This window comes from Sphingomonas sp. BAUL-RG-20F-R05-02, from assembly GCF_022662305.1.
Lineage (GTDB): Bacteria > Pseudomonadota > Alphaproteobacteria > Sphingomonadales > Sphingomonadaceae > Sphingomonas.
This window is the reverse complement of record NZ_JAKNQH010000001.1, coordinates 1,000,056-1,016,687: the sequence shown is the minus strand read 5'-3', so window position 1 is coordinate 1,016,687 and position 16,632 is coordinate 1,000,056. Positions and strand designations below refer to the sequence as shown.

17 protein-coding genes are annotated in these 16,632 nt (G+C 65.4%); 8 read left to right on the top strand and 9 right to left on the bottom strand.

Annotated elements, in window-relative coordinates:
• Positions 1-326: 326 nt before the first annotated feature.
• Positions 327-812: a response regulator gene (locus L8F97_RS04865; RefSeq protein ID WP_242146985.1), complete on the bottom strand. Its 486-nt coding sequence runs from the start codon at positions 810-812 to the stop codon at positions 327-329.
• A gap of 386 nt (positions 813-1,198) precedes the next feature.
• Here L8F97_RS04865 and L8F97_RS04860 point away from each other — a divergent pair, with 386 nt between their 5' ends.
• Positions 1,199-3,841: a glycoside hydrolase family 3 C-terminal domain-containing protein gene (locus tag L8F97_RS04860; protein ID WP_242146983.1), complete on the top strand. Its 2,643-nt coding sequence runs from the start codon at positions 1,199-1,201 to the stop codon at positions 3,839-3,841.
• A gap of 27 nt (positions 3,842-3,868) precedes the next feature.
• Here L8F97_RS04860 and L8F97_RS04855 read toward each other — a convergent pair whose 3' ends face one another.
• From L8F97_RS04855 to L8F97_RS04835, 5 genes are all read right to left on the bottom strand, one after another.
• A complete protein-coding gene (locus L8F97_RS04855) occupies positions 3,869-4,171 on the bottom strand; it encodes a PilZ domain-containing protein (RefSeq protein ID WP_242146981.1) in 303 nt (100 codons plus the stop codon).
• A gap of 155 nt (positions 4,172-4,326) precedes the next feature.
• Positions 4,327-4,983 (bottom strand): class I SAM-dependent methyltransferase, encoded by a 657-nt coding sequence (locus L8F97_RS04850; protein WP_242146979.1) that lies wholly within the window; start codon positions 4,981-4,983, stop codon positions 4,327-4,329.
• Positions 4,980-5,960 carry an aldo/keto reductase gene (locus L8F97_RS04845; RefSeq protein WP_242146977.1) on the bottom strand — a complete coding sequence of 327 codons (981 nt, stop codon included), beginning with the start codon at positions 5,958-5,960 and terminating at the stop codon, positions 4,980-4,982. Before L8F97_RS04845 ends, L8F97_RS04850 begins: the two co-directional genes overlap by 4 nt.
• Before the next feature lie 179 nt (positions 5,961-6,139).
• Complete coding sequence (locus tag L8F97_RS04840) at positions 6,140-7,876, bottom strand: hypothetical protein (protein ID WP_242146976.1); 1,737 nt, start codon at positions 7,874-7,876, stop codon at positions 6,140-6,142.
• Positions 7,877-8,054: 178 nt separating this feature from the next.
• Positions 8,055-9,023: an alpha/beta hydrolase gene (locus tag L8F97_RS04835; protein ID WP_242146973.1), complete on the bottom strand. Its 969-nt coding sequence runs from the start codon at positions 9,021-9,023 to the stop codon at positions 8,055-8,057.
• Between the two features lie 283 nt (positions 9,024-9,306).
• On the opposite strand from L8F97_RS04835, the gene L8F97_RS04830 reads away from it, so the two are divergent.
• Positions 9,307-10,074 carry an exonuclease domain-containing protein gene (locus tag L8F97_RS04830; protein WP_242146971.1) on the top strand — a complete coding sequence of 256 codons (768 nt, stop codon included), beginning with the start codon at positions 9,307-9,309 and terminating at the stop codon, positions 10,072-10,074.
• Positions 10,075-10,172: 98 nt separating this feature from the next.
• Here L8F97_RS04830 and L8F97_RS04825 read toward each other — a convergent pair whose 3' ends face one another.
• The 3 genes from L8F97_RS04825 to L8F97_RS04815 all read right to left on the bottom strand — a co-directional run bounded on the left by L8F97_RS04825 (position 10,173) and on the right by L8F97_RS04815 (position 12,465).
• Positions 10,173-10,346, bottom strand: a complete 174-nt coding sequence (locus L8F97_RS04825; RefSeq protein WP_242146969.1) for a hypothetical protein — start codon at positions 10,344-10,346, stop codon at positions 10,173-10,175.
• A 317-nt stretch (positions 10,347-10,663) separates the two neighbouring features.
• Positions 10,664-10,870, bottom strand: coding sequence for a cold-shock protein (locus L8F97_RS04820; protein WP_242146968.1), 207 nt, complete (start codon positions 10,868-10,870; stop codon positions 10,664-10,666).
• Between the two features lie 182 nt (positions 10,871-11,052).
• Positions 11,053-12,465, bottom strand: coding sequence for a deoxyribodipyrimidine photo-lyase (locus L8F97_RS04815; RefSeq protein ID WP_242146966.1), 1,413 nt, complete (start codon positions 12,463-12,465; stop codon positions 11,053-11,055).
• A gap of 281 nt (positions 12,466-12,746) precedes the next feature.
• Here L8F97_RS04815 and L8F97_RS04810 point away from each other — a divergent pair, with 281 nt between their 5' ends.
• The 6 genes from L8F97_RS04810 to L8F97_RS04785 all read left to right on the top strand — a co-directional run bounded on the left by L8F97_RS04810 (position 12,747) and on the right by L8F97_RS04785 (position 16,554).
• On the top strand, positions 12,747-13,400 hold the full coding sequence (locus tag L8F97_RS04810; protein WP_242146964.1) for a sulfite oxidase-like oxidoreductase: 654 nt from the start codon (positions 12,747-12,749) through the stop codon (positions 13,398-13,400).
• A gap of 611 nt (positions 13,401-14,011) precedes the next feature.
• On the top strand, positions 14,012-14,461 hold the full coding sequence (locus L8F97_RS04805) for a helix-turn-helix domain-containing protein (RefSeq protein ID WP_242146962.1): 450 nt from the start codon (positions 14,012-14,014) through the stop codon (positions 14,459-14,461).
• A gap of 21 nt (positions 14,462-14,482) precedes the next feature.
• Positions 14,483-14,854, top strand: a complete 372-nt coding sequence (locus L8F97_RS04800) for a hypothetical protein (protein ID WP_242146959.1) — start codon at positions 14,483-14,485, stop codon at positions 14,852-14,854.
• Positions 14,855-14,907: 53 nt separating this feature from the next.
• Complete coding sequence (locus L8F97_RS04795; protein ID WP_242146956.1) at positions 14,908-15,318, top strand: hypothetical protein; 411 nt, start codon at positions 14,908-14,910, stop codon at positions 15,316-15,318.
• Positions 15,308-15,754 carry a hypothetical protein gene (locus L8F97_RS04790; RefSeq protein ID WP_242146954.1) on the top strand — a complete coding sequence of 149 codons (447 nt, stop codon included), beginning with the start codon at positions 15,308-15,310 and terminating at the stop codon, positions 15,752-15,754. Before L8F97_RS04795 ends, L8F97_RS04790 begins: the two co-directional genes overlap by 11 nt.
• Before the next feature lie 476 nt (positions 15,755-16,230).
• Positions 16,231-16,554: a hypothetical protein gene (locus L8F97_RS04785; protein WP_242146952.1), complete on the top strand. Its 324-nt coding sequence runs from the start codon at positions 16,231-16,233 to the stop codon at positions 16,552-16,554.
• Positions 16,555-16,632 lie beyond the last annotated feature (78 nt).

Sequence of the window (16,632 nt, the reverse complement as noted above, 5' to 3'; positions counted from 1 at the left end):
CTGACGGGCGATACTCACTACCTCGACGTCGCGCGCATCCTGCTGAACGACACCAAGGCGATGGTCGCGTTACCTGGCCGGCAGTATGACATGCGTGGTACCGGTTGGCAGCAGGAAAATTTAGGCATGGGTCCTGGCGGCCGGGGTCGCGGTTTTGGCAGTCACCGCCTCTGGCTTGCCTGGATCACCGCCAACCATCTTCACGGCATAACTGGGCTTGAGGCCTATGATCTGGCGCTATTCAGGCAGATCACCAAGTAGCTTTAGGCAAGGCCTCCCCACCGTCAGTGCGTGGTCGGCGAATGGCGCCGTGATCGGCGCGGCGATCATGAACGTACCTGACCCGCCTTCGCGAGGACCGACCCAATCTTGTCGAAAAGCATGTCCATGACGACCGGCTTCGCAAGCACGTCGTCGGCGCCCGCCCTTCGGCATCGTTCATGCTCAGCCGGGGAGCCTTCGGCAGTTATGACGATGATCGAAATGGATCGCCGGGCGTCGGCGCGACCGCGGACGTGCTCGATGAAGGCGACGCCGTCCATGCCGGGCATGCGCAGATCGACAAGGATCATATCGTAGTCGTTCGTAGCGAGATCGATGAGGCCTGCCTCTGCGCAGAGGTGTGCCGATGCGGAAGCCCCCGCCACCTGGAGCATGTCCGTGAGCACTTGCAGGTTCAACGCTTCCTCATCGACGCAGAGGAACTTCACGCGCTCATTTCGAAGACGCCGTCGACAGGAGACCACGGCCGACTTCCGCCGCATCGGGGGGGGAAGATCGACAAGCGCGTCTTTACAATCTTCATGTGACAATTGCGGTGTTCCTAAGCCTCTCCCCCGACTGCTGCCCGTCCTAAAGGATGAAGGCAAGTGGGTCCTGGCATCCCTGGCACCGGCCGCCGCGCTTTCCAAGCGTGACAACTTCGCAATCACCTATCGCCGTCGTGCGGCAGCGGAGTGGCGTGGCAGGAAGCGTCACGCGATCTTAAGTTGAGCTGGCTCTCCGTTCTGAATCTTCATCTCCTCTGACACCTCCAGCTGTTCCTCGTCCTCGATCCAGCCACAGGAGTTGCGTTCAGGCCCAAGCCGAACGTGCGGAAATAACGTTCAGTTGGCATATTGGCTTCCGTCTGGGCTTCGGAGCGCTATGGCAGCGCAAACAGCGGCGCACGGACCCGCGTCATCAGGAGAGCGATGAGATGGACAAACGACTCCACCGGCTGGCGGCCGTCTCTCTTGCGGCACTCGCGTTCACGGCATCCACCCACGCTGCGGCTCAGCTCTATCGTGATCCAACACAATCAACCGAGGCCCGTGTCGACGATCTCGTCCGTCGCATGACCATGGATGAGAAGGCCGCGCAGATGCAGAACACCGCGCCCGCAATCCCACGGCTCGGCATCCCTCCCTACGACTATTGGAACGAGGGGCTACACGGCGTTGCCCGGGCCGGCGAGGCAACGGTGTTTTCGCAGGCGATCGGCATGGCGGCGACCTGGGATGCGGCGCTGATGTTGGCTGAGGGGAAGGCGATAGCGGTCGAGGGGCGCGCAAAGTACAATCAAGCGCAAGCGCAGAAGAATTACGACCGCTACTACGGGCTGACCTTCTGGTCGCCCAACATCAACATCTTCCGCGATCCGCGGTGGGGACGCGGGCAGGAGACGCTGGGGGAGGATCCGTACCTCACCGGCACCATGGCGGTGCCGTTCGTGCGTGGCCTGCAGGGTGACGATCCCAAGTATTTCGAGGCGATCGCGACGCCCAAGCACTTCGCGGTGCACAGCGGACCCGAGCAGTTGCGTCACCGCTTCAACGTCGATCCCTCGCCACGCGATCTTTCCGAGACCTATCTGCCGGCGTTCCGCCGTGCGATCGTCGATGGTCGGGCGGCGTCGCTGATGTGCGCGTACAACGCGGTCGACACCAAGGCCGCCTGCGCGAACACGATGCTGCTGAAAGACACGCTGCGCGGTGCGTGGGGGTTCAAGGGTTTCATCACCAGCGATTGCGGCGCCATCGACGACATCACCACCGGCCATCGCAACACGGCGACCAACCCGGAGGGCGCGGCGCTGGCGGTCAAGGCGGGCACCGACACCGGCTGCGACTTCAAGGACGAGATGCTCGATCTCCCCAAGGCCGTGAAAGCGGGGTATCTCACCGAAGCCGACATGGACATCGCGCTGAAGCGGCTGTTCACCGCACGCATCCGGCTCGGCATGTTCGATCCGGCGGCGAACGTGCCGTTCTCGACCATCGGCATCGACCAGAACCACTCGGCCGAGCACCGTGCGCTGGCGTTGAAGGCGGCGCACGAAAGCATCGTGCTGCTCAAGAACGACGGCGTGCTTCCGCTCGCCGCGGGCGCGCGCAAGATCGCCGTCGTCGGTCCGACCGCAGCGTCGCTCATCGCGCTCGAGGGCAATTACAATGGTACCCCCGTCGGCGCGGTGTTGCCGGTCGACGGGATGGCGGCCGCGTTCGGGGCGGACCGGATCGTCTATGCGCAAGGCGCGCCGTTCACCAGGGAACTTGCCGTCGCGGTGCCGCGTAGCGCCTTCCCCGGTGGGCTGACGGCCGCGTTCTACAACAATGCGAGCTTCAGCGGTTCGCCCGTGACGACCCGTCGCATGCCGGACATCGACGTCAACTGGGGTTCGATCGCGCCTGCCGCCGGGGTGGACTCGCGAACCTTTTCGGTGCGCTGGACCGGCATGTTCGCACCGCCCGCACCCGGTGACTATCAGTTCGAGCTGGAGCGGCGTGAGCGTTGCGACGTCGGCAACGGCACGGAACGCTACACCATCAATATCGACGGATTTCCCGATCAATCGGTTACCGCGAAGTGCAACGGCCGCGCCCAGGACTTCGAGCCAATGAAGGTGCATTTTGCCGATACCAGTCCGCATGCGATCCGCATCGACTTCGCGCATGAATCGTCGCGCGCGAGCGATGTCACCTTCGCATGGAAGCCGCCGCTCGCCGCGCTGCGGGACGAGGCGGTGCGCGCCGCCCGGCAGGCCGACGTGGTGGTCGCCTTCGTCGGTCTCAACGCTTGGTTGGAGGGCGAGGAGATGCCGCTTCAAGTGCCGGGCTTCGCGGGCGGCGACAGGACGAGCATAGCCTTGCCGGCAGCGCAGACCGAAATGCTCGACGCGCTCGCCGCGACGGGCAAGCCGTTGGTGATCGTGCTCCAGAGCGGATCGGCGTTGGCGCTGGGCGCGCAGGAGGCGAAGGCCAAGGCCGTGCTCGAGGCGTGGTATCACGGCGAGGCGGGCGGTCAGGCGATCGCCGACGTGCTGAGCGGGAAGGTCAACCCGAGCGGGCGCCTGCCGGTGACCTTCTACGCCTCGACCGACGAACTGCCCGCCTTCGACGATTACCGGATGGCCAACCGCACCTATCGGTACTTCGCGGGCAAGGTCGAATATCCCTTTGGCCACGGGCTTAGCTACACGCGGTTCGCCTATGGCGCGGTGAAGCCGTCGCGTGCGGTCGTGGCGGCAGGGGCGGGCACCAGCGTAACCGCGACCGTGCGCAACATCGGTAAGGTGGCGGGCGACGAGGTCGCGCAGCTCTACCTCTCCGTGCCCGGTCGCGAGGGCGCGCCGATCCGCTCGCTGAAGGGCTATCAGCGCGTTCATCTCGCGGCGGGGGAGAGCAAGACACTGACCTTCCAGCTCGATCCGCGCGATCTGGCACTGTCCGACGCGACCGGCGCGATGGTCGCGAGTGCGGCGACCTACCGGGTGTGGGTCGGCGGCGGCCAGCCCGACACTGGCGCGCCGGGTGCGCAGGCGAGCTTTCGCATGACGGGCTCGGCGGCGCTGCCGCGCTGAGCCGCACCGCGATTGACGGTCTTCTAGCTATCGGAGTGCGGCTTCGAGAAACGGATCCGCGAGTTCGGTGTCGAAGGCAACGCCAAAGCGCGAGGCCTTGCTCCAGACTACGCGAGCTGATCGCTCGATGCCAAGCATCTTGAGCTTTACGGTTGCACCCAAGGCCGGAGGAGCTGCGCTGTGAACCAGCGCGCCCGTGGCTGAGACGTTTAAGAGATGCGCTCGTACGGATTGCCGATCCACGGTGATCTCGATCGGCTCGAACAGATTGTGCCGGCGCGCCACGCGGCCGGTCGTGGGAGATCCGGTTCTTTCGTCGGAACGCTGCATCGCAGCATTGTAACATGACTTTGCTTCGGTAGCGGTACTTTCCGCTGCATTAGGCACGAATAGCCTTTGTTGCGACGAATGGCCCCTGCGGGTCGCCGACGGTTACCTTGAGGTCGTGGCACAGCATAGCCAATGCCTCAGGACGCCTTCGATGATCAGGCTTGCAGCTCGCCATCCCGTCTCGTCGCCACCGTGCGCCCGGCGACCACCACCATCGGATCGCCTGTGCTTCCGTCCGCCAGCACCGCAGTTTCCGAGCTATAGAACCCAGCATGCTTCATGTAGAGCTGGACCAGTTCGACCTTCCCCGCCATGTCGATCGATTGCCAGATCCGGATGGCCTTCGTCGGGAAGCAGCGGTTCGAGAAGCTCACCGCGAAGACGCCGCCCGGCGTCAAGGCCCGTCGGACCTCCGAGAACACCTCCACGGGATGCTGGAGGTATTGGACCCCGACGCAGCACAACGCGACGTCGATCGCCGCGTCCATGAGAGGCAGGACCGGTTCGGCGTTAAGATCGGCGACGAACCAGCGGTCGAGGCGCGGATTGGCAGCAAGTTCCAAGGCGTTCATGCCGTGACCGATGACTTTCGAGGTGGGCAGATTGTCAGGCAGATGGCTCACCCAGCTTGACATCAGGTCGAGCACCACCGCGCGATCCGGAATGACCTCGGTGTAGTATGACATGAGCGCCGCCACCGCCGCATCGTCGATGTGCGTCACCAGTCGAGGTGGCGCATAGAACGCGAGGTCGCTCTCCTGGTCCTGCTTGTCGAACGCGCCGGGCGGAAGCAAGCCAGCCAGGTTGCTCAAGAGAAGCCGACCACGCCGTGGGGTATGTAGGCGCCTTCCAGGCGCGCGATCTCCTGCTCGGAGAGGCCGAGCTCCAGAGCGGCGATCGCATCGTCGAGATGTGCAGGCTTAGACGTCCCGACGATCGGTGCGGAGACTTCCGGCTTCGCCAGCACCCAGGCAAGTGCGACCTGCGCGCGGGGCACGCCACGCTCGCCGGCGACGACCGCCACCGCTTCGATGACCCGTCGGTCCGCTTCCATGGTGTGTGCGTAGAGCGTCCGCCCGAACTCGTCCGTCTGCGAGCGTTCCGTAGTGTCGTCCCAGTCGCGCGTCAGTCGGCCGCGGGCGAGCGGGCTCCACGGGATCACACCGATGCCTTCCGCCGCACAGAGCGGCAGCATCTCGCGCTCCTCCTCGCGGTAGAGCAGGTTCAGGTAGTTCTGCATCGTGGCGAAGCGCGTCCAGCCGTTGGCCTCCGAGACGTGGAGCATTGTCGCGAACTGCCAAGCGTACATCGAGGACGCGCCGATGTAGCGCGCCTTGCCGGCCTTCACGACGTCGTGAAGCGCCTCCAGCGTCTCCTCGATCGGCACGTCGTGGTCGAAGCGGTGGATTTGGTAGAGATCGACATAGTCGGTGCCTAGCCGGGTCAGGCTCGCGTCGATCTCCGTCATGATCGCCTTGCGGCTGAGGCCGTCGCCGTTGGGTCCCGGCCGCATGCGGTTGTAGACCTTGGTCGCGATCACGAGTTCGTCGCGACTGGCGAACTCCTTGAGCGCGCGGCCGACGATTTCCTCGGAAGTGCCGTCCGAATAGACGTTGGCGGTGTCGAAGAAGTTTATGCCCGCCTCGATGGCCTTGCGCAGGATCGGCCGGCTCGCGTACTCGTCCAACGTCCAGGCATGACTGCCGCGATCAGGCGTGCCGAACGTCATGCAGCCGAGGCAGAGCCGCGAAACGTCCATGCCAGTGGTTCCGAGCTTCGTGTATTCCATTGGTCATCTCGCTTCGTCAGGCAATGACGTGGAACGAGCGATCTGCCGATTTGGTTCGGCCGTCGCGCACGCGCGTCAGGCAGACACCTGGATGGCGGCCTTCGTCGGATGGTGCGCTATTTGCCGTCTCGCCCGGAGGGCCGATGACTGTCGCGCGCGCGCCGGAGGCATTCGGGTGGTCAGGGAAGGGGCGTGCGGCCCATCTTCTGATCGGCCCATGCGATGAAGTGGCTCATGTTCGGCGCGTCGGTGTGGCCGCCCTCGTGTTGCCGCCAGGCGAGTTCGCCGTCTAGCAGATCCGTTCCCTGTGGGGGCAGGGTCGCCGCGCGATAATCATTGCCGCGACCGAGGTCGTGCGCACCGAGGAGGGTCCAGGCGCGCCCCGCGGCGACCGTGGCCATGTAGCTTCCCTGCTGATCGAGCCATCTGGCGTCACCCTGCTCGGGGATGCCATAGCTGACGAACGCGAGACGGGGCGTCACCAGAGCGAGCAGCTCGTGCGACTCCACCGGGAGATCCTCTGCCGTCCGGCGGCCAAGGCGTCCCCGTTCGGTGCCGTATTTGAGGAAGTTGCCTGCCATCCAGTGGTACTCGGCGGCTCCGGTCAGGTTTTCGATTTGCTCGCCGAAGTTGCGGCGGTGGGGTTTGACGCCGCCTTCCCCCGACGAGCCGATCAGGACCATGGCGAAGCGCTGGTCGAAGGCGGCCGTCACCAGCGCCGCCTTGCCCGAGCGGGACACGCCTTCGATACCCACGTGCGAGGCGTCGACTTCCTCACGCGTGCCTAGATAGTCGAGCAGCCGGCTCGCACCCCATCCCCAGGCGCGCAGGGCGCCCCACTGTTCGGGGGTGCGCGGCGCACCCTTGTTGACGAGGCCGATGATCCCTTGGCGAAGTCCGGCGCCATCGTCGGCCTGGATTGTGGCGGTGTCGAGCAGCGCCACGCCCCAGCCGTCTGCGATGAGCTTGGTCACCCGGTCATCTTCGGGCGGGGGCGTGAGGAAGCCGCCGGGCTTGACGAACTCGAACCCCGGGTGCGCGGCGAAGATCGCTGCGAACGTAACATCGCGCGCGAGCAGGGTCGCCTTCAGGGCCGCGTCGAGCCGCGCCGCCTCAACTGGGTTGGGTTGGCTTGGAGAAGGATACCGTGCCGGTGCGAACATGACGAGCAGAGGTGCGGCGGCTCTGGCACCGGCCGGTAGCAATAGGGTCGCGCGGATGTCGACAGTAATGCCGGGTGCCGCTCGATTGTCGACATGACCGACGATCTGCTGCGCCATGACAGCCCTGCCGCCGAAGTACTCGCGATCCGTGGCCTCGACGCGCCAGGTGACGCCGGGCACGCCTGATGGGATGCGGCCATACACTTCGCGTTCGAACAAATTGATGAGTTCGGGCCGCCGCTGCTCTCGCCACATCGCCGCGTTGGTCACCGGCCGCCCGTCGGCCATCCTCATCAGGTCGGGCCAGATTGGGTACGGGTTCGCCTTTGCTGGGTCGTAGTTGGCGGCATTCGGTGGGGTCGGGTCGCCGTTCGCGCCAGGGCGGAGTTCCTTTATGCCGAGCTGACGCATCATGTCGGCATGATCCTGCTCGGCGTTCCAGGGGCCCGCCGCGAGCGACGCGGTGGCGAGCAGAGCCAGAACCACCGTGCTGCAGATGCGCCAGCCGATCATCACGGTTCCCCCTACAGCGGCGCAGCGGTCCAGCTGCGGGCGATGCATCTGAACGGTATCGTCGACGGGCCGGCTGTAGGCAACCGCCTCATGATCGGCGTTGTCGTCATGACCAAGGTTCCGCCGGATACGCCGCCCGCGGTTGGCATGCAGGAGGCTTTCGCGTGGCACCGCAAGCACGTGCGGCCGCTTGCCGCAGCGCCGCCGATGAGGGCCGGAATTGAACATGGCGAGCTTCAAGGCGCGGCCGAAGCACTGTGACCGCCGTCAGGCCATAGGCGTCGCGGTCGCGCGCAAAGATGCCCGCCTTCGGAACGACCGCGCCTTTTCCTATCGAAGAACGGCGTCCATGACGCTGCCGATTGCGATCTCGCGCCGTCGATCGCACATCGCGGGGGTGGGGCCAGGCCGGGACCTATCAGCCGACTTCCTGGGCTTCGGCCCAGACGGCGAACATGTCCCTCCAGTGCCGCGCGGGCTCCCCCGCCGGACCCGGCAGACCGAGGCCGTGCTGGCCTGCAGTGAACAGATGGGTCTCAACCTTCATCCCGGCAGCCTTCAGCGCGGCGCGCATTTCGACGGTGTTCTCGACCGACACGGTCGTGTCGTCCTCGGCATGTGCCATGAAGAAGGGGGGCGCGGCGGCGGTGACGTTGTGTGCCGGGCTGTGCGCGCGACACACCTCAGGCGAAGGATCCGGTCCGAGCAGCATGTCGCGAGAGCCTTCGTGCGCGAGCGGCGGACTCATCGACTGGACGGCGTAGATCGGCGCCGCAAACGCGGGCCGCGCGCTCAACCGGTCGGCGGCATCGACGCGCGCGTACACCTTCGCGTCGTGGCGCGTGGCGAGGTCTCCGCAGACATGACCGCCGGCGGAGAAGCCGAGCGCGCCGATCTTTGCCTGATTCACGCCGTAGCGCGTCGCCCGCGAGCGTATAAGCCGCATCGCGCGCTGGGCGTCCGCCAGCGGCACGTCCGCCCGGTTCGCCCAGCCTTCGCCCGGTAGCCGGTAGTAGAGGACGAAGACCGTCCAGCCGCGATCGGCGAGCCAGGGCCCGATCTGATATCCTTCAACGTCGATGACGATTACCGAGAAGCCGCCGCCGGGCGTCACAAGCAGCGCCGATCCGTTCGGCTTCGCGGGCCTGAACACCTTCATGCGCGGACGGGCGATGCCCTTGACCATGCGGCCGTGATGCTGCGCGGTGCCGTTCTCGATGACCTGCTCGACCGGCAACACCGCGGGGGCGCCGGGTGAGGTGCCCGGCCACAAATCGATCTCCTCCGCAGGATAGGCGGGCCACGCGCCGGGTGTGGCGGCCATCGCGGCGGAGCCCAAGGCACCGGCGCCCACGCCGATAAGCAGTGTTTCGCGACGATTCAGCATGGATGCGCGTTCCCCTTCGGGCACGGTCATCGCCGGCGGCGCGGCGTCTGTCAAAGCTAATGCAACCGTTCGCCTGCCGCAGCGGCCAACATGGCGCGCGCGGTTGCCACTAGCTGGATTGCCTGGAATTTAGGTGGAAGGGTGGGGCGTGAGGGATCATGAGAAGTATGTCCCTGAAGGTATTCCGTCCATCACAGCAGGGCATTCGCGATGACGAGCGGCGCTTCAGCACTGCACAGGATGAGAACATTGCAAGAACGCGTGGGTATGCTATCCGGGGTGCGTGAGCGCTGAGGAAGTACGCGGCGGGAGACGCATACGGGTCATCGATCTGGAGACGTCCGGGCCATCGACGCACAACGTCTGCGAGATCGGCTGGCAGGATGTGATACAAGGCGACGACGGACACTGGTCGGTTGACGACGAACGTGGCGCCGTGTTCGTCAACCCTGGCGCGCCTATCTCGACCGAGACCATGGCGGTCCATCACATCATCGACGCCGACGTCGCAGGCGCGCCGTTTTGGAAGGATGCGGCGCCGCCGATCCTGCAGCCGACCGGGGGAGCGGTCGCGCTCGCGGCGCACCGGGCGACCTTCGAGCAGCGCTTCTGCACACCAAGACTGTCGGGCGGTGCGCGGTGGATCTGCACATGGAAGTGCGCGCTACGGACCTGGCCAGATCTACCGAGCTTCTCGAACCAGCGCCTGCGCTACGAGCTCATGCCCGTCGGCTTAGACCGGACGATCGGACTTCCGGCGCACCGGGCGCTGCCCGATGCCTATGTCACCGCGCATCATCTCAGGGACATGCTGAACGCTGCCTCGCTCGAACAGTTGCTCGTCTGGAGCGAACAGCCCGGCCTTCTGCCGCGCGTGCCAGCGGGGCCGTATCGCCGGCGTCCGTGGAGCGACCTCAGCAACGAGTCACTTGCCGGCTACGTGCGCGATCGCGACGTGGACGTGCGGTACAGTGCCGGCAATGAGTTGCGTCGGCGTGGGGTCGACGACGGAGTGGCGGCGCAGGATCCCGTTCAGCGACCACTACTGTGATCGACGGTAACAAGCCAAAGTGTCTTCGTGGACTTCCAGACTGTGCATCGCTCAAGGCTGCCGTGTCCGCTGCCGGGGGAGAGCCGCTCATCGGACGATCAGTGAGCGCCCGGCTGCGATGCGGACTGGCCGGTGTACGAGACGCCGTCCACCTTCCCTCCGCCCGCATCGATCAAGCTGATGATCCCGCCTTTGTTCGAAAGTGTCATGGGTGCTAGCACTGTGACATGCAGGCTCTCGCGGGGATCGATGAGGCCCTGCAGCGGGCTCACGGCCTTCTGCTTGAGCCGGTCAGATCGACACGCTCGTGCGTCGTGTTGAGCAGAGTCACCGTTAAATGTTTGGGCGTACGGATATCGTTCACGAGCGCTGCTACGATCCGAACCTGACCATCCGGGTGATCAACCGTGGGCTGATGACCGATTGGGATGACGCCGGCATCTTCTGAAGGATCGTTAGGCGCTCCGCTGCCCGATCCGGAAGCGCGTCGCCGGTCGTGTCGTCGGTGTGCCAGCTCTGCGTCTCTCCGCGCCGCCTCGCGGCCACGATTTCAGATGCCGGGCGGCGGTCCGCCGCCCAGCGTCCAAATTCAGGCTGCCTGCAGGTTAACGGCCGACATTTTGCCGCGACGGTCCTGCTCCAAATCGTACGAGACGCGCTGATCCTTCTCGAGCGTCTGCATGCCGGCGCGCTCGACGGCGGTGACGTGGACGAAGGCGTCCGGGCCGCCCGTCTCGGGTGCGATGAAGCCGTAGCCCTTGGTGGCGTCGAAGAATTTCACGGTTCCGGTGATCATGTGGAGTATCCCTATCCAAGATTGACGGGCATGCGTCCGACATGGCGCATCCCGGCTTCGGTGAGGCTAGTAGAGGACAAGGGGAAGCCTGGGCGGCCCGAATATCCGTCGCACGCGACGTCAGCGGCGTCTCTGTAGGTCGGCGCGAGCCTTTTGGGAAGATGACCGTTCGGCCGCTTGCGTCAGATCGGAAGCCGCTCGTCTAGGTATGGTGATCTCGGAACGTTGTCGGGCACGTCCAGCCGGGGCGGTGGCCTTGCGGCCGCCTCGGCCAGCCACTCCGATCCGCCGGTGCGCTCCCGGATCGACCGGTCGGTCCTGGTCTGCACCAGGCCGTAGATCGGAACGTCGCGGTAGCCGGGCGCGGCGTCGCCCCACGCCCATGCAAGGTTTCCGTAGGTCGATGGGTCCCGGCCGTCGAGGCTCAGCCGGTCGTTGAGGTAGCAGGCGGTCGCCCAGCCGGTCTGTGGATCAGTGGTCATCGCGATGATGCGCTTGGCCCAGTACATGCGCAGGTTGTTGTGCATCCAGCCGTCGATCAGATACTGCTTCTGACACGCGTTCCACGTCTCGTCGGGCGTCGTGCCGTGGATCAGCGCGTCGAGCGTCTCGAGTTCCGGTCTGGGATCGTCCGAATGGGCGGCCAGCTGCTTCCTCGCGAAGTTCGGGATCCGAGCGTAGCTCTCAGGCACGCGCAGAGTTCGGGCCTTGTAGTGGAACCACTCGCGCCAGGTGAGCAGCTCGTCCGCGAATTTCTCGCGCTTGTCGGCGGCGACGTCGCTAGTCTCGATCACCGCCATCACCTCGCGCGGTCCGATCACCCCGAAGTGCAGGTAGGGCGACAGCGTGCTGGCACCCTCCGGCCGGGCCGCATTGTTGCGGGCGTAGGCATAGGCGGGCAGGACCTCGCGCGTGAGCCGATCGAGCCTGAGCAGCGCCTCGTACCGGGAGCCGGGCAGCATGGCGCTCGGCGGAAGTGCGTGATCGATGTCGAGCGACGCGACGAGCGCATCCAGTTCGGCGTCGTCCATCTCGGCTAACCGGTCCGGGACGAACGCGAGCGCTCCATCATACGGCGGCACGTCGGGTTCCTCGTCGACGTGGTACGTCCATGCGGCGCGTGCCTTCTCGTGCCGGCGCCGGAAGGCGGACGTCGTGCCGACACCCTGCTCGATCGCTGCCGGCGGGACTAGGCACGCGGCGTTCACGGCGAAGACGGCCGTCGCGGTCTTTGCCGCCAGTCGTTCCGACTGCCACTGCGCGACGAAAGCAGGCTGATCCTCGAGCATCACCACCGCGGCGTGTGCCGCCAGCTGGTAGACGAGTCCGCGTTCCCGCTTCTCCTCGCGATCGACGTACTGGACGCAGGCGATCCCGCGCTTCCCGCATTCGATCGCGACATCCCGGCTCGCGCCGAGGACGAAGCGGTGGAGCCGGTCCGAGGCGAATGGATAATCCTCACGCAGCCCGTGATAGATCAGCACCGGCAGGCCCAGCTCGTTGCCGAGCCGTACGGCCGCGTCGATGACGGGGTTGTCGCGCGCGCGCAGCGCCTGCTGCAGCCAGCACAGGAGGTAGCGGCCTGCGCTTTGCACGGGAGCTTCGTTCAATCGACGCACGCGCGGTGCTTCGGTCCAAGTGTTGAGGCTGGGCGGGAGTTCGGATTGCATGGCTGCTGAACACCTGCCGTGGCTTCATGGTTGCCGCGCGACGAAGGATCTGGAGCGATCGCCGCCAGCGACACGAGACTGGCCGATCGCACATGCGGCATCGTCGGCGGCTTGCGGGATATCGACCCCGAGCCGATGATGGGAAGGCAGCGCCATGATCGGGACGGTCTGCAGCAGGCTGCGCGGCCCGGAAGACGGAGACGACCTTGGAAGACGACCTGCCCGAACCATCGAAGCTGACGCGTTCGAAGCGGCACTGGGCCGATGAGGGTCGATTCCTCACCGGCCGGGCGAGCCGGTCGGATCAGGCGCGGCTGCCGCCTGGCCAGCATCTCGTGCAGAACTGGCCGGTGCTCGACCTCGGGCGGCAGCCGGACATCTCGCACGAGCGATGGCGATTGAAGGTCGGAGGCCTGTTAGAGCGGCCCGTTACGCTGGACTGGGCCGCGCTCATGGCAATGCCGCAGACGAAGTCCCGTTCTGATATCCACTGCGTGACGACCTGGTCGCGCTACGACAACGACTGGGTCGGCGTGAGGACGCGGGACCTGCTCTCGTTGGTTCAGCCGGATCCGGAGGCGGCGTTCGTGATGCTCCACGGCTACGACGGCTACACGACGAACGTACCGCTCGCCGACTTTGCCGCGGAGGACGCGATCCTGGCGCACGCTTGGCAGGGCAAGCCCCTGTCGCGCGACCATGGTGGACCGTTGCGCCTGGTGATCCCGCATCTCTATCTCTGGAAGAGCGCGAAGTGGATAAGCGCGATCGGCTTCATCGGAGCCGACGAGCCAGGCTTCTGGGAGGTCAACGGCTACCACATGCGGGGCGATCCCTGGAACGAGGAGCGCTACGGCTGATCGGTGCGTCCTTCAGGCATTGCGGCCAAGTCTGATCGAGGGGAAACATCTGGACGTCGGATCAACCGCTAGCGTGTTTGGATCATCGAGGACAGCTTCGCGCGGGCCAAGCTCCGCGCAGCGAGCGAGCCATTTCGCCTCAATGTCGCAGTGAGGGTTGGCGTCGGTCAAGGAGGACGCGGTCCATTGACGGCGGTCGGGCAGAAGCCGACGTTTTCGTTATGGTGGTTCAGCCCGCCTTCGCGGCAGTAGATCGACTCAAGACCAAGCCGAGGCGGTCTCCCGCCCCGGCTTGGCCCGACCGCCTGAAGCGAGGATCTCGACTCGGCCGGCCACGCCGTCGACGCGCGCGCTTCTTTGTAGTTTCATAATGGAATGAAATATAGCACGTACTTTAGCTGCAGCACGCCGACTGATCTTTGGCAGCAGTAGTGAAGGCGATGGCCTGTGCGCGGAGGCAGCATCCAGGGAGCCGACTGCATGATGCGAAGCGACCGCGCTCCGGAGTAAGGGCGGGAATGGGGTCGCAGGCGTTCAGCGACCGAGAGGTTTTCAGAACGACTATTGTGCATGTAGACTGTTCTGATGGCCGGCAACGAGGATCATGCGAGATGACTACCGGGCTTTCTGAGCGACAGATCGATTGCCTGAGGCTGGTGGCGGCGGGCGTGACCAGTTCAAAGGTGATCGCCGGGCAGCTTGGTCTCGCACCTTCCTCGGTCGACAACTACCTCTCGCGTGCCGCGCGGCAACTCGGCGTCAGCGGACGGGAGGAGGCGGCGAAGGCGTTCGTGGACGCCGGAGGAGGCGTTCAACCGAATTCTGTACAGGCTTCTGTATCCAGATTTGCGGGGCTTGTTCTGGAGCCTGAAGTGCGTCGTTTATCGGCAGTCACCGCGTTGCGGTGGCTGCTGACCGTTCCTCCGATCGGGGGTGGTGAGCATCGTCTCAACCGCGTCGAGATCGCTTTCTCGATTCTGAAGGTCGCCATGGTCTCTCTCGCCGTCTTCGCGGCGCTGGTCCTGCTGGGCAGCGGGCTGGTGTGGCTGATGGGCAGGTGACTGCGGCGCGAAGGGGTTCACATGAAGATCGATAACAACTTCGACTGCACTGCCGCCGCCGACGTCATCGTGGCGGACACACGGGCGGCCCTGACCGCCATTGACGACGCCCTTCTCGCCCAGGCCCAGCTGCTCGTGACTGCGCTGCAGGCGGCGAAGGCCCACCCGCTCCGGATCGCCGTGACGCAGCGTCTATACACGTCCTTCGACCAGGGGGTGCAGGGCATCCTGCAGAGCCGGAAGGCGATGGCGGAGTCGATCGGCACGCTCCATGCGATCGCACGCACGAAGGGTGTCGAAGAGCGGCTGGAAGGCTGCGCGGACGGATTTCCGCAGAGCTTCGTCTCGCCGATGGGCCGCTCCGACGGCATCGACGTCGTGGCGGCAGCCTGATCGCGGATGCGACAAAGCGTCGGCGCGGACACTGAACCGAACGCGCGGGCGCGATGATCGGAGCGATCTTCCTTGCACTGGCCGTCGCTTGCTGCGGCACGGCGGCGCTTCTCGGCGGAAGGGATGGCCGGTGGGTGGCACTTCTCTATGGATTGGCAATCGTCGGCACGCACTACGCGCGTCTCGCCGTGCCCACATGGGCAAGTCCGCACCTGCCGGTCTTCCTCGTGGATCTTTCTCTGCTGGTCGGCCTCATGGCGGTCGCGCTGAACAGCAATCGCTATTGGACCATCTGGATTGCCGGCCTCCACGTGCTGACCGTGACGTCGCACGCGTCGGTCTGGTTCGTGGGCTCCTTCGACGCTCGCGCCTACTTTGTGATGGAGAGCGTCTGGTCGCCTGTGAAGTTGGTTATCCTGCTGCTTGGCGTCCTGCTGGACTGGGGCCGAAGGCATGAGGCTTGATATCATCGAAGCCGCTCCGACTCGTTTGGACCCGGGAGATTCCTACCGCAACGAAGTTAAGGCAGCGGACGATCTTCGGACCGACGCTCGCGGCACGGTCCGGTCGCTCGAACTCGCCAGGCACTACCTGCGACAACGCCGGCTACGCAGAGGCGCCTTGGGCGGTGAGCTACTTCGCGAACCCGCCTGGGACATCATGCTCGACCTCTTCTGCGCGAAGCTCACGGGCAGGGAGGTGAGCATCATGGAGGCGAGCGTCGCGGGAGGAGTGCCCAGCACGACCGGGTTCAGGTACGTTCGCCGCCTGCTTGCCTCCAAGGTCGTCACGGAATGTCGAGATCCCAAGGATCGACGCAGAAGTTGGGTCGAGCTGAGCGAGGAGGCGACGCTGCAGATCCAGCAATGGCTGCTTGCCACTTGGCCGGGAGGCAGCTGAGGCGTTACGGTCCGTCGGCGGCGAACCCGCCCTTCGGCGTTCCGCAACGTCAAGGAACGTTGACTGCTTTACCGACTTGACGGCTCGCACTTCCGGCCAGCTTAAAGGTCAAGGCGTCGATCAGCTGTGGAGCACATGATCGCAAGTGACCCATGACGGCCACGCTAGCGGCAAGGATGCGGGTGCCAGGCTGAGGACCATCTCCCGTGACTTGGAGCGGCTCGGGTGGTTTCGCGCCGGGTGTCGGAAATGGAGCGGCGGGATGGCTGATCGGGGTCTTCGTCGGTAGTGCCGGGACAAGCGCATCACGGATGACTTCACGGATGAGGGACGCCCGTGCACCTCGGCGGGGCCAACGGCGCGTGGGGGTAGACCTTTCCTATCCCTAGGTATCATCGTTCCCGGGGCGGCAACATCATTATCGCCGTCCGCCATGGCTTGTTTGGGATCGGCGTTCTGCCGAGCGGGAGTCGTGAATGCGTGATCGTTGCTTTACAGTCTTCGCCGCGGTTTCCGCGATGGTCCTGCACACTCCCGCCTTCGCACAGGGGGCGAAGGCGAGTTCAGCGCCGGAGTTGGCGAGGCAGGCTGAGAAGCTGAAGCCGGGGGAGTGGGTCTGGGCGGGCGCCATCGCGCCGAGCGGACCGTTGCTCGTCTACGTCTACGTCGACCTCTCGCGCCAGCTTGCCCCCGCCGTCGGCCGCAATGTCGATCGTCGCGAAGCCTGTCCGCTTGAACTCTCCCAGTTCTTAGGTACGCCTTGCCTTGGCGGGATCCGATCTCCGACGCTGACGTACTAGCTCGCGACATCAGACGAGTCGTCCGCAACGCGGAGATGCTGAGGACGTGGCGGCGGTCTTGTCTTCGTGAACGCTGAT

What these genes read in the sequence shown, in the direction of transcription:
- L8F97_RS04805 (WP_242146962.1), top strand. Translation starts at nt 14,012, where the DNA reads ATGACTACCGGGCTTTCTGAGCGACAGATCGATTGCCTGAGGCTGGTG.
- L8F97_RS04800 (WP_242146959.1), top strand. Translation starts at nt 14,483, where the DNA reads ATGAAGATCGATAACAACTTCGACTGCACTGCCGCCGCCGACGTCATC.
- L8F97_RS04845 (WP_242146977.1), bottom strand. Translation starts at nt 5,960, where the DNA reads ATGGAATACACGAAGCTCGGAACCACTGGCATGGACGTTTCGCGGCTC.
- L8F97_RS04855 (WP_242146981.1), bottom strand. Translation starts at nt 4,171, where the DNA reads ATGCAGCGTTCCGACGAAAGAACCGGATCTCCCACGACCGGCCGCGTG.
- L8F97_RS04820 (WP_242146968.1), bottom strand. Translation starts at nt 10,870, where the DNA reads ATGATCACCGGAACCGTGAAATTCTTCGACGCCACCAAGGGCTACGGC.
- L8F97_RS04790 (WP_242146954.1), top strand. Translation starts at nt 15,308, where the DNA reads ATGAGGCTTGATATCATCGAAGCCGCTCCGACTCGTTTGGACCCGGGA.
- L8F97_RS04835 (WP_242146973.1), bottom strand. Translation starts at nt 9,023, where the DNA reads ATGCTGAATCGTCGCGAAACACTGCTTATCGGCGTGGGCGCCGGTGCC.
- L8F97_RS04785 (WP_242146952.1), top strand. Translation starts at nt 16,231, where the DNA reads ATGCGTGATCGTTGCTTTACAGTCTTCGCCGCGGTTTCCGCGATGGTC.
- L8F97_RS04795 (WP_242146956.1), top strand. Translation starts at nt 14,908, where the DNA reads ATGATCGGAGCGATCTTCCTTGCACTGGCCGTCGCTTGCTGCGGCACG.
- L8F97_RS04860 (WP_242146983.1), top strand. Translation starts at nt 1,199, where the DNA reads ATGGACAAACGACTCCACCGGCTGGCGGCCGTCTCTCTTGCGGCACTC.